The organism is Methylomonas sp. EFPC3 (assembly GCF_029643245.1).
Lineage (GTDB): Bacteria > Pseudomonadota > Gammaproteobacteria > Methylococcales > Methylomonadaceae > Methylomonas > Methylomonas koyamae_B.
Genome location: NZ_CP116398.1, coordinates 3,763,998 through 3,776,415, shown reverse-complemented (window position 1 = coordinate 3,776,415; position 12,418 = coordinate 3,763,998). Strand labels below are relative to the sequence as shown.

The 12,418-nt window shown below is 55.7% G+C and carries 11 protein-coding genes; 8 read left to right on the top strand and 3 right to left on the bottom strand.

All coding sequences use genetic code 11. From position 1 onward, the window contains the following. The first annotated feature begins 54 nt into the window (after window positions 1-54). From PL263_RS17045 to PL263_RS17020, 6 genes are all read left to right on the top strand, one after another. On the top strand, window positions 55-744 hold the full coding sequence (locus tag PL263_RS17045; RefSeq protein WP_278210493.1) for a YfiR family protein: 690 nt from the start codon (window positions 55-57) through the stop codon (window positions 742-744). 4 nt (window positions 745-748) lie between these two features. Next, window positions 749-3,766 carry a response regulator gene (locus PL263_RS17040; RefSeq protein ID WP_278210492.1) on the top strand — a complete coding sequence of 1,006 codons (3,018 nt, stop codon included), beginning with the start codon at window positions 749-751 and terminating at the stop codon, window positions 3,764-3,766. Then, the gene (locus PL263_RS17035; protein ID WP_278210491.1) at window positions 3,759-4,664 is read left to right on the top strand and encodes a diguanylate cyclase; all 906 of its coding nucleotides are present in this window, start codon (window positions 3,759-3,761) and stop codon (window positions 4,662-4,664) included. The genes PL263_RS17040 and PL263_RS17035 overlap by 8 nt, the downstream gene beginning before the upstream one ends. Before the next feature lie 168 nt (window positions 4,665-4,832). After that, complete coding sequence (locus tag PL263_RS17030; protein WP_278210490.1) at window positions 4,833-5,090, top strand: hypothetical protein; 258 nt, start codon at window positions 4,833-4,835, stop codon at window positions 5,088-5,090. Window positions 5,091-5,517: 427 nt separating this feature from the next. After that, window positions 5,518-6,846: a selenium-binding protein SBP56-related protein gene (locus PL263_RS17025; RefSeq protein ID WP_278210489.1), complete on the top strand. Its 1,329-nt coding sequence runs from the start codon at window positions 5,518-5,520 to the stop codon at window positions 6,844-6,846. A gap of 192 nt (window positions 6,847-7,038) precedes the next feature. Then, complete coding sequence (locus PL263_RS17020; protein WP_278210488.1) at window positions 7,039-8,913, top strand: cytochrome c peroxidase; 1,875 nt, start codon at window positions 7,039-7,041, stop codon at window positions 8,911-8,913. Window positions 8,914-9,051: 138 nt separating this feature from the next. Here the strand turns inward: PL263_RS17020 and PL263_RS17015 are convergent, their stop codons facing one another. Then, complete coding sequence (locus PL263_RS17015) at window positions 9,052-9,411, bottom strand: DUF6559 family protein (RefSeq protein WP_278210487.1); 360 nt, start codon at window positions 9,409-9,411, stop codon at window positions 9,052-9,054. 153 nt (window positions 9,412-9,564) lie between these two features. On the opposite strand from PL263_RS17015, the gene PL263_RS17010 reads away from it, so the two are divergent. After that, the gene (locus PL263_RS17010; RefSeq protein WP_278210486.1) at window positions 9,565-10,095 is read left to right on the top strand and encodes a transposase; all 531 of its coding nucleotides are present in this window, start codon (window positions 9,565-9,567) and stop codon (window positions 10,093-10,095) included. Window positions 10,096-10,157: 62 nt separating this feature from the next. Here PL263_RS17010 and PL263_RS17005 read toward each other — a convergent pair whose 3' ends face one another. Then, window positions 10,158-10,709 (bottom strand): hypothetical protein, encoded by a 552-nt coding sequence (locus PL263_RS17005; protein WP_278210485.1) that lies wholly within the window; start codon window positions 10,707-10,709, stop codon window positions 10,158-10,160. A gap of 8 nt (window positions 10,710-10,717) precedes the next feature. Continuing rightward, window positions 10,718-11,698 carry a GIY-YIG nuclease family protein gene (locus PL263_RS17000; RefSeq protein WP_278210484.1) on the bottom strand — a complete coding sequence of 327 codons (981 nt, stop codon included), beginning with the start codon at window positions 11,696-11,698 and terminating at the stop codon, window positions 10,718-10,720. A gap of 214 nt (window positions 11,699-11,912) precedes the next feature. Here PL263_RS17000 and PL263_RS16995 point away from each other — a divergent pair, with 214 nt between their 5' ends. Next, window positions 11,913-12,395 carry a YchJ family metal-binding protein gene (locus tag PL263_RS16995; protein WP_278210483.1) on the top strand — a complete coding sequence of 161 codons (483 nt, stop codon included), beginning with the start codon at window positions 11,913-11,915 and terminating at the stop codon, window positions 12,393-12,395. The last annotated feature ends 23 nt before the right edge of the window (window positions 12,396-12,418 follow it).

Sequence of the window (12,418 nt, the reverse complement as noted above, 5' to 3'; positions counted from 1 at the left end):
GCTTTGACCGAGTCAAGCCCGCCGCCAAACGATCCGCGTCTCACCACACGACCTATGACGACAACCGCCCCAGACGTAACATTAACCACGGCTGCAGCCCAATTGCGCGGCCGGGCATTGTCGCGTCCGTCGTTCGGCTCCAGCGTTGCGGCCTCAGCCTGGGTGGCACGATTGCTAAACCTTACCGGCTGCAGCCGCTCGCATCGGCCCAGTTTACTATCCATCCTGTGTTTGCTGGTACTGCTGGCGACCAGCGCTGGGCAAGCGCTGGCCGCCGAAGCGCTGTCCGAAGCCCAAATCAAAGCGGCGTACCTGTACAACTTCGCCAAATTCGTGGAATGGCCGGCAACCGGGGCGCCGGCTGGCGCCGAGATCAACCTGTGCGTGATCGGCAACAATGTGCTGGAAGGGGCCGTACAAGCTCTGGACGGGCGCAAAGCCGGCGAACGCGGTTTGAAAGTCAGCCAGCGCAACCACACCGACGCCTCCTTCGCCGACTGCCAGTTGCTGTATATCGGCAGTTCCGAGCAACCGCGGGTGGTACCGATTCTAAAAAACTTGGGTAACGCGCCGGTGCTGACACTATCCGACATCGGCGATTTTGCCGAAAAAGGCGGCGCCATCGCCCTGCTGTTCCGCGACAACAAGGTCGTGTTCGAAGTGAATCTGGAATCGATCCGCAACGCCGGCCTGCGGCTTCCCGGCCAACTGTTGAACATCGCCACCCATGTCTACGGGAGATAGAACGATGCGCGTTTTACCCGACTTCCCGAATTGGTCTTTACGCCGCAAACTGCTGACCATCATCATGCTGAGCTGTACGGTGTGTCTGCTGGTGAGCTTATCGGCGGTGGCGATCAGTTCCGCTATCAACCGTTACCGCAGCGCATTACAGGATATTTCCGGTCTGGCCGACGTGTTAGCGGAAAACGGCCAGGCCGCACTGGTATTCTCGGAACGCAACGAAGCCGCCCGCTTGCTCAATTCGCTGCAAGAGCACTCGGAAATCGCCGCCGCCTGGATGGTCGCCGCCGACGGTTCGGTACTGGCCGCCTGGAATCGCAGCGGTTCGCCGACCGCGCCGCCGCGCGATTCCCGCTCTCCGGCGCGGGAACTGCGCACCGATTTCTGGCGCCGTAGCGCCGAGCTGTACACGCCGGTGATCCGCAACACCGAATACATCGGCTATGTCCTGATGCAAGCCGATTTTACCGGCCACTGGAACAGCCAGCTCGCCGATCTCGGCACCGGCCTGGGTGCCGCAGCCCTGGCCTTGGTGGTGGTATCCCTGCTGGCCCTGCGCTTGCAGCGCATCATCTCCGGCCCGGTCGAAGAGTTGGCGGCCACCGCGCGTCTGATTGCCCACGAACAGAACTACACGCTGCGCGTACCGCAACGCCACCGCGACGAAATCGGCGAATTGGTCAAGGCCTTCAACACCATGCTGGAAGAAATTCAACGCCGCGACCAAACCCTGACCGGACACCGCGACCGCCTGGAACACGAAGTGGCGCAACGCACCGCCGAGCTGCTGCAAGCCAAGGAACAAGCGGAGGCGGCTTCCCGCTCCAAAGGCCTGTTCCTGGCCAACATGAGCCATGAAATCCGCACGCCGATGAACGCAATCATCGGCTTGTCGGATTTGGCCTTGAACAGCAACCCGCCGAGCAAGCTGCGCGATTATTTGCGCAAAATCCATACCTCTTCCCTGGCACTGCTGGCACTGACCAACGACATCCTGGACTACTCGAAAATCGAAGCCGGCCGCATGGAATTGGTGGTCGAAACCTTCAACTTGGAAGAAGCGCTGGAAAACGTGCTGAATTTGTTCATCGTCCGCGCCGAAGAAAAACAACTGGAAGTGGTGCTGGAAATCGACCCGACAATCCCACTGATGCTGGACGGCGACTCCTTGCGCCTGAGCCAAATCCTGAACAATCTGGTGGGCAACGCCGTCAAGTTCACCCAACGCGGCGAAATCCACATCAAAGTCGTCCTGCTCGCCAAACAAAACGGTATTGCCCATCTGCTGTTTTCGGTGCGGGACACCGGTATCGGCATGACCGCGGCACAAGTCGCCAATCTGTTCCAGGCCTTCACCCAAGCCGACGGCTCGATCACCCGCCGCTTCGGCGGCACCGGCCTGGGCCTGACCATCAGCAAACGCCTGCTGGAAATGATGGGCGGCGACTTGCGCGTCGAAAGCGAAATCGGCAAGGGCAGCCTGTTCGAATTCGGCTTGCGCTTGCCGTTCTCGGCCGAGAAGCAAAGCCGGCAACAACAGGAACAATTGGCAGGCATGCGGGTACTGGTGGTCGACGATCTGGATATCTCTCGCCAAATGCTGCGCGACATTCTGCAAAACTGGGGCTTCGAAGTCACCGAAGCCGCCAACGGCAGCGAGGCCCTGGCGCAGCTCGGTCAGGCCAACCAATCCGGCAAGGACTTCGAACTGGTATTGCTGGACTGGAAAATGCCGGGACTGGACGGCATACAAGTCACCCGGGCGATCAGAGACATGGTGCGGCAATCGAAAATCCGCCACGCGCCGGTGGTGATCATGGTCACCGCCTTCAGCCGCGAAGGCCTGCTGCACGCAGCCGGCGATACCCCACCCGACGATGTGCTGCTGAAACCGGTATTGCCGTCGATGTTGCTGGATTCGGTCACCCGCTTGCAGGGCGGCAAAACCGCCGCCGAACCGAACCGGCCGCAACTGGCGGAAATGGCGGCATCGATTCGCGGCGCGCGCATCCTGTTGGTGGAAGATAACGAGATCAACCAGATGGTAACCTGCGAATACCTGACCAACGCCGGCCTCAACGTCACCGTCGCGAACAACGGCCGCGAAGGCCTCGACGCGATGCGTCGCGAACGCTTCGACGCCGTATTGATGGACCTGCAAATGCCGGAAATGAGCGGCATCGAAGCGACGCGGCTGATCCGCGCCGAAAAGACCCGCGACGAATTGCCCATAATCGCCATGACCGCCGCGGTGCAGGAGCCCGAGCGCAGCGATTGTTACGCCGCCGGCATGAACGACCATGTCGGCAAACCGGTACTGCCGCAAACGCTGATCGCGGCCTTGCTGCGCTGCATCCGGCCACAGGCCTTGCTGCCGCAAGGCGGTTCGACCGCAGGCTTCGCCTTGACCACCCGGCGCACTGATTTGCCGGGTTTCGATTGGGATTACATCGCTGCCGCCATCGCCGACAGCCAAAAACTGAAATCGCTGCTGCAGCGTTTTGCCGAAAAATTCACCGATGCCGACGTCAAATTACGCCGCCATTTGTTGGCCGGCGAATTGTTGCCCGGCGCCCAATGGCTGCATTACCTGAAAGGAGCCGCCGGAGCGGTCGGCGCCACGGAATTGAGCAGCATCGCCGGCCGGCTGGAATCGGACTTGCAACAAGGCATTTGGTCGCCGGCGGATTTGGAAGCATTGAGCCAAAAGCTGGCGAAGACCCTGCATACCATCGCCGCCTACACGAATCCGGCAACCGAAAGCGGCGAAGAGGGCCGGGCCGATTGGCCGGCTGCCGGCCGGTTGGCCGCGCAGTTGGCGACACTGTTGGACGGTAACGACTATATTCCGCGAGAGACAACCGAACAGTTGCGCGAAACCGTGGCCGGAGCAGAGGCCTTGAGGCTGGTGCAATTGATCGAAAAAAACATCGGCGACATCAACTACAGCCAGGCGCGGGAGATCCTGCGCGAGCTGGAGACCACCATCAAACGTTACCTGCCGGAAGCCGCCCATGAATAACGACCGCCTGAAACCGCTGATATTGATCGTCGACGACACCCCCACCAACATTCAAGTGCTGGCGGAAAACCTGATCAAGGACTACCGGATAAAAGTCGCCGCCAGCGGTGCCGCGGCACTGGCGGCGATCGCCGCGCAAGGCGCGCCGGATTTGATCCTGCTGGACGTGATGATGCCGGAAATGGACGGCTACGAAGTCTGCCGCCACTTGAAAGCCAATCCGCAAACCAGCTCGATTCCGGTCATCTTCGTTACCGCGCTGAACGACGTCAGCGACGAAGAACGCGGCCTGAATCTAGGCGCATTGGATTACATCACCAAACCGTTCTACCTGCCGGTGGTCAAGGCTCGCATCCGCAACCACATCCGTTTGAAACAGGCCACGGACATGCTGGAAGCGATGGCCTGGATCGACGCCTTAACCGGCATTCCCAACCGGCGCCGCTTCGACCAAACCCTGGACAACGAGTGGAAGCGCGCGCAGCGCAACCAAACCCCGCTGGCGGCGATATTGATCGACATCGATTATTTCAAAGCTTACAACGACCACCACGGCCACGGCGCCGGCGACGACTGTCTGAAACAAGTTGCCGGCCATTTGGCGGCGGCGGTAAGCCGGCCCGGCGATTTGGTTGCCCGTTACGGCGGCGAGGAGTTCGTCATCCTGCTGCCCGAAACCGACACCGCAGGCGCCCTGCAAATCGCCGAAGAGCTGCGCATCCATCTCGCGGACCAACGCATCCCGCACCGAAACTCCCCGGTCTCGGACTCGATCACGGTCAGCCTCGGGGCTGCAGCCGTTATCCCGCAACCGGGCCAAGTGCCGACGTTGCTGGTCGACGCCGCCGACCAGCGCCTATACCAAGCCAAAGACGCCGGCCGCAACTGCGCCCGCTAAGCCTTCCCCGCCGCGACGGAATTTGCATTGGCATTTCCGCTGTGGTAGAAAATTTTTCGCAAACGGTTAAGTGCCGGCTTGCGTTTAAGGTTCGAGCGGTCGAAATTCCGATAACCGCGCGAACCCATCTCAGCGTCAATAACTACTACAACACCGAGGAGACCGAGAATGAAAAAATCCCTAGTAACCTTCACCGCTGCCATTACCGTGGCTCTGCTGCCATCCCTGTCGTCCGCAGGCGACGCCGACACCTGCAAAGGCTGCCATAACGGCTCGGTAGCCCCCAGCGTCGACACCCTGAAAGGCAAATTCAAAACCGTCGACGAGTTGGTGGCCGGCGCCAAAGCCTCCAAAAACGACATGATGAAACCGATGCAGGCCGACACGGCCAAATTAAAAGCGGCCGCCGCCGAAATCCTGAAATAAGCGAAAGCCGCCAACCCACGGTTCCGCAAACCAGTAGACGGGGTTGCGGATTCTCCCCGCCGCCGCAAAAACCCACTGCGGCGGCGTACCGACCCCTTACAAGCCCCTCACTGCCGGCATCCAGCCTGCCCTCAGACCTGGTTCAGACCACCCGCACACCATTCACTCCCGGTCTTTAGCACCCTCAAAAACAAGGCCATCGTAACGCTCCACCCGGCGTAATCGCGCCGACCGATTCCACCCAAACGGCATCCGCCGACCGCTTTCCGGTGCCGCGCCTGTCTCGCCAGCCCCCGCCTCCCCTCCGTGCGGAGGGCGAAACCGCACCGGGGATCCGGTATGTTTTTCGGCGTGCCGACATTGCCCCGGTAACGGGCTTGCGGCGCCAACAATGCGTATTACTCCACAATCAAAACGAGCACATACTATGAAAAACATCTCGCTAACCCAATGGCTGGGCTTCGCCGCCGCAGCCTCGATGCTGGCATTCGCCTCCCTGCCGGCGCAATCCGACGAAACCTGCGCCTCGCCGTATATGGCGAAAATCACCGGCCAGGAGGATTTCGTTTATGTTTGGACATTGGGCGCCGAAGGCATCGGCGACGAACAGGACAAGCTGGTCACCGTCGACGTCAATCCAAAATCCAAGCGCTACGGCAAAGTGGTAGCCAGCGTCTCGGTCGGCGGCCGCAACGAAGCCCATCATTCCGACTTTACCGACGACCGCCGCTACCTGTGGGCCGGAGGCTTGGATACCAACAAGATTTTCATCTTCGACGTCGCCAACAATCCCGCCAAACCCAAACTGGTCAAAGTCATCAGAAACTTTGTCGCCAAAAGCGGCGGCGTGGTCGGACCGCACAGCTTTTACGCCGTACCCGGCCGCATGCTGGTAACCGGCCTGTCCAACAACAAGGACCACGGCGGCCGCACCGCGGTGGTGGAATACAGCAATGCCGGACGCTATATCACCACCCACTGGATGCCGACCGACGGCAACCTGCGCGGCGCCGTCAAAACCGGCCAGTACGCGGACGGCTACAACTACGACTTGCGCGCCCTGCCCCGCAAAAATCTGATGCTGACATCCTCGTTCACCGGCTGGTCGAATTACATGATGGATTTCGGCAAGATGCTGGCCGACCCGGAAGCGATGAAGCGCTTCGGCAATACCGTCGTGCAATGGGATTTGCATAGCCGCAAACCGAAGAAAATATTCGACGTCCCCGGCGCCCCGTTGGAAATCCGTTGCGCCTGGCGCCCGGACCACGACTACTGCTTCACCGCCTCGGCGCTGACATCCAAGCTGTGGCTGATCCATGCCGACGCCAACGACGAATGGCAAGCCAAAGACGTCGCCGATATCGGCCAGCCGGCCGAGGTCCCGTTGCCGGTCGACATTTCCATTTCCAGCGACGACAAATACCTGTGGGCCACCACATTCATGGACGGGAAGGTCCGCCTGTTCGACATCGGCGACGCCCACAACCCGCAACAGGTCTTCGAACAAACCATAGGCTCTCAGGTGAACATGGTGTCGTCCAGCTGGGACGGCAAGCGCTTGTATTTCACCTCGTCGCTACTGGCAAACTGGGACAAGAAAGGGCCGGACAACGAGCAATACTTCAAAGCTTACGCCTGGGACGGCAAACAATTGACCGAGCGCTTTGCGATCGATTTCTATCAGGAAAAACTGGGGCGCGCCCACCAAATGCGCTTCGGTGCATACGCCTTGTACGGCAAGTGGCCGAAGTAGCCGGTTCCGCCAAACCGAGTCGAGCAGACTGGCGAACAGTCGTTTCCGGTTCGAAAATGTTAATTAGAAATTCCTAATCTTCCCCGCCGCGCGGTAAGATGTTCGCCCGAATCGGTCCGGGCGAACCTGCCGCCGGCCCCGTTATTTTCGGTTTCGGCGCCGATGCGCCACCTACTTCCGCGAGCCCGTGCCATGAGACTTTTCTGCTTTTTTCTGTTGTGGTCGATTCTGGCCAGCCCGGCTATCGCCGCCAACGACACCGCGCCGTTAGCGCCGGGACACTCCGCCTTGCCTTACCGCCCGGCCGCAGCGGGCAGTTACCGCTTACCGCCGATCGGCCCGGCCGCGGACGGCGAAGTCTTGTCCACTGCCGATAAAGCGCTGCGCCTGCACGATTTGATGGGCGACAAACTGGTCGTGCTCAGCTTCGTCTATGCCGCCTGCAGCGACGTCAACGGCTGTCCGCTGGCGACCCAGGTTCTGCACAAGATCGGCCGACAACTGCAAAAGCAACCGGAGCTGGCCAAAAACCTGCGGCTGCTGACGCTCAGCTTCAATCCGCTGGACACGCCGGAGACGATGCGCCATTACGGCGCGGCATTCCATCCCGGCGAGTTCGATTGGCAGTTTCTGACCACTCGCGATGACGCGGCGTTGCAGCCGATCCTGGACGGTTACCAGCAGAGCGTACAAAAAATTTACGACGACCAGGGCCGCTTCACCGGCACTTTTTCCCATTTGCTGCGGGTTTACCTGATCGACCGCAATAAAAACATCCGTAACATCTACAGCGTCGATTTTCTGCATGCCGACACCCTGATCAACGACATCAAAACCCTGCTGGCCGGAGACAGCGAAGCGGCCGAGCCGCCATCGGCCAGCGATGCGCAGTTGCTCCGCCCCGGCGACGACAAACAAGGCTACCAACAAACCGATTACCGAACCCGCTCCCTGGCCTTGACGCAACGTAAAGGCCAAGCGGCCCGGTTGATCGAATTTGCGCGCAAGCCGCCGCTGGGTCTGCCCAAACTGCCGCAGCCGGCGGACAACCCGCTGACGCCGGCCAAAATCGCCTTGGGCCGCAAACTGTTCTACGACCGCAGGCTGTCGCTGAACGATACCTTTTCCTGCGCCATGTGCCACATCCCGGAACAAGGGTTCAGCAACAACGAAATGGCGACCGCCGTCGGGATAGAAGGTCGCAGCGTGCGTCGTAACAGCCCGACTCTGTACAACGTGGCCTATGCCGGCTTGTTGTTCCACGACGGCCGCGAAAACAGCCTGGAACAGCAGGCCTGGGGCCCGCTGCTGGCGCATAATGAAATGGCGAATCCGTCCATCGGCTACGTCATCGATAAAATCAAAACAGACGCCGCCTACCGCACCCTGTTCGCCAAAGCCTTCGGCAAGGGCCCGACCATGGAAACCGTAGGCCAGGCGCTGGCCAGCTATCAACGCACCTTAAACGCCGCCGACTCGCCATTCGACCGCTGGTATTTCGGCAAACAGGCCAAGGCCATGCCTGACGAGGCCAAACGCGGTTTCGAGCTGTTCACCGGCAAAGCCGGTTGCAGCGCCTGCCATCGCATCGCCCCCGAATACGCGCTGTTTACCGACCAACGCCGCCATAACACCGGGATCGGCTACGCCGAAGCGATGCAAAAAACCCCGGAGAAACAACGCATCCAAGTCGCTCCCGGCACCTTCGTCGAGGTCGCCAGCGCCAACCTGCAAGGTGTGGCCGGCGAGAAAGCCAGCGACCTGGGCTATTACGAAATCAGCCAGAATCCGGCAGACCGTTGGTCTTACAAAACGCCGACCCTGCGCAACATCGCGTTGAGCGCGCCGTATATGCATAACGGCTCGCTGGCGAGCTTGGCGGACGTGGTCCGTTTCTACAACAACGGCGGCACGCCGAACGAGAATCTATCGCCGCTGATCAAGCCGCTAGGCCTGACGGAGAAGGAAATCGCCGACTTGGTTGCGTTTTTACAGGCGTTGACCGGCAGCAACGTCGAAACCCTGGTGTCCGACGCCTTTGCCGCACCGGTGGGAGACCAACAATAAGCCGACCGATTGCTGAACTTACAGCCTCGGATATTGCCGTCGAACTCCGGCATAGAGCGCACATCCCTGAGTTTCAGCTAATTGTCAACATTCAAGGTGATGGATTGCCTAAGGCGAATCCACCTTACGGGTTGCATTTCAGAAATCAAGGAAATCAAAAATTGAGAAATCGATATCTGGAAATTCAAGCCACGACAGGTCAATGTCAAACCACGATGAATCGGTAGAGGTGCTCACCGAAGACAGCATTTCAGCCTTCATCGCGGCATAGTTACAGCTTTCTCCGAGAGATTGATGGTAGGAATCAAAGTCGGAGTGGCTATTGAAAACAGCATGAGACCAACAACAAAAATCCAGCCCAATCCCTTGTCGCTGGTTTGCTTCCTTTACTTCTCGTACCGAATAGTACTTTTTCTTTCCATAATTTTTTACGAGATCATCGCCGACCAACTTGACCTGTCTGGCTCGGTCAATTGGTGTTAGGGGGCAAGCGCACATTTTTTTCTCCCATGATACCCACTCTTGAATTGAGCCTAGCCACAAAACGGCTTTGGCATGATGAATTGTCTGTCTGCATCTCAAATCTCCGCACGGCAGTGGGCGTAGGCTGGGTTGAATGATAATGAAACCCAGCTTATAACGGAAATGCTGATGCGTAGATACATTCGTAGTCATTTAAAAGGCAGCGCATATTTCTTTACCGTCAATCTTGCGCAAAGACACCAAAATGATTTACTGATTAGGTATATCAACGAATTACGCAATGCGTGTCGCTATACCAAGCAGCGTCATCCCACGTTTATTGAAGCTATGGTGGTACTGCCGGAACATTTGCATTGCATTTGGCGCTTACCCGAAGGTGACGACGATTATCCGATGCGTTGGCGCTTGCTTAAATCACATTTTTCCAGACAGATTCAAAAGAACGAATTCGTTTCCGACAGTCGATTACGGAAAAACGAACGTGGGGTATGGCAACGGCGATATTGGGAGCACCAAATCCGGGATGAAACGGATTATCAGCGACATTTGGATTATATTCATTACAATCCGGTGAAACATGGTTATGTCGATAAAGCAGTGGATTGGCGTGATTCTTCCATCCAACGCTGGATTAAATTAGGGGTTTACACCGAAATTTGGGCTGCTCTGCCGGACTTAATCGAACAAAACAGGGAATGATCGCTGGGTTTCACGTTGTTCAACCCAGCCTACGGCCCTTTTGAGGGGAAGGTAAAGAGAAATTAAGAAGTTCCTTTATAAAATTCAATATTGCCAAAATTAATATTAATATTAATTTCCATAGAATCCAACTCATTTAATATAAGATAATAATCTGTCTTAAGATCAAAATAGACTTTTGGGTCTCTGAGTTTTTCGCATACATTCCAAACATCATCTAGATCAAAGGGTATGTCGCTTGCCAAACGCCTGGGGGTATTAGATGGAGTAAAATGGGGATTTGGAAAACCTTTATGAACAAGTAGGTGGCGTATTTTTGAAAAAATCAATACTCGCTTCTTTCCCTCATTGCTCAGAGCAAAGCTTGAGAATAATAAATTTAAAAGCTCGCTATATGGCTTGTCAAAGACCGTGTGATCTTTTTCATTAAAGTAAATCAGCTCTTTGATTTTATAATATATGCTCTCCGATGAAATATATAGCCATGCAAAGTAGTTTGGGCATTCGGTTAAAATATTGTCGCACTCTCTTCTTGCTTCAACTTGATGTTCAAAGTACGAGATATAACCAGAGAGATGGTGAATATTTCCAGTAACGGCTAAGGTGTCTTGCAAATTAACAGTCATTTTGTTGTTAAATGAAATTTAATAAAACTCAATAGTTTGGCATGGTATTCTTCGGTCTCTGTCATAAAGTCGGGTAGCATCTTCCAAGACTTTAATACAATGTCGGCTAGATCATGTCTTGCGCAGAATTCAATTATAAAATCAAGCCAGCACTCATCTAAGAAGACAAAAAATTCTGACTCAAAATCTTCAGATGCATACCCCACACTTGTATCTGAACAGTAACGCTCCCAGCCTTCTCTAATAGCATCTAAAAAATCAACTCCTGGATTCAATCGTAGGCTAATCTCAGCTTCATTGCACCAATTTGTTTCAGTCAGAATTCTTTTTGCGCACAATTTTGGGTCTGTAAATCTGGTTTCAGCCTTGTCATATTTTGGGTTAAAATACTCATATAAATCATCGAAGCGCCCAAATTCTTCAGGAAGCTCGCATATGTGAATTTCTTTGATTATAGAGATACTGTTGTTGTCAATATCTAGTGAATAGATGACTTTATTTCCATTATCATCTATAAAGCCATTGACCTCCTGCAATAATTCATAGACGCGACTTAAATAATTCTTTGCCTCGTTCATGTTTGACTCAATTAAGAGCTCCTGCTCGGATCGCAATACATCATTTTGCTCTTTGAGTTTTAGAATATATTGCTTAGGATCAAAATCAGAAAAATATAACGTATCAGGAGGTGAATTGACATTATTAATGATTTCGTCAATCTTTGAAACAGCTGTCGTAATGTCTATTTCAAAAAACTCACGATTACTGGAAACCCTATGCTCCCTTAGGCTTGTGTGGATTTTTCTTTCAATCTCCTCGCAATTAGCAACATAAGCTTTGTATGCTACTCTAAAAGCCGATGGAACTCCTGTTGAGGTTAATTCAGCAGCTCTAACCTCAGGGCTACGGGTTGTATAGCCTATTTTCAAATAAGGCAATGAGTTATTGACTAAGACATATATATATCCAAATGACATTTCTACCTCTAATCAAAAAATTATCTATTAATAATAGATTAAAATCGTTCGGCTCGGGCATACTCGGGAGCGTAAGCGTTTTTTGGAGTGTCTTCGCGCCTGTCGTGTGACCGAAGCTTTCAAATTGTTCCATGCCCCAAACGAGATTTGGCATTGGAACTACTCACCGCCAAAGCCGCCTGAAGCGGAAAGGTTTAACCAACGGAGAACCCCAGTGAATTTATGCCCCTGCTGTTCCGGCCTGGATTTTCAGGCCTGCTGCGGCCCGATCATCGCCGGCGCGCCGGCCGCGACGGCCGAGGCACTGATGCGCTCGCGCTACAGCGCCTTTGCGACGCGGCAACTGGATTACATCGCCCAGACCCAAAGCCCGGAAATTAGCGCCAAATTCGGCCGCGCCGATATCGAACGGATGGCCGACGAATGCGAATGGACCGGTTTGCAGATCGTCGACCGGGCCGAACGCGGCGACTCTGCGGAGGTGGAATTCGTCGCCCGCTTCCGCCAGCACAATAGGGAGATGCTGCACGCCGAGCGATCCGAATTTCGCCGCGAAAACGGGCGCTGGCTATACGTCGGCGGCCATGCCGAATTACGCGATGCGCAACGCGTCTCCGCTAAAGTGGGGCGCAACGAGCCGTGCCCGTGCGGTTCCGGTAAAAAAGCCAAGAAATGCTGCGGTACCGGCGCGGCCTAACACCTGCAGCCTGCAAAAAAACG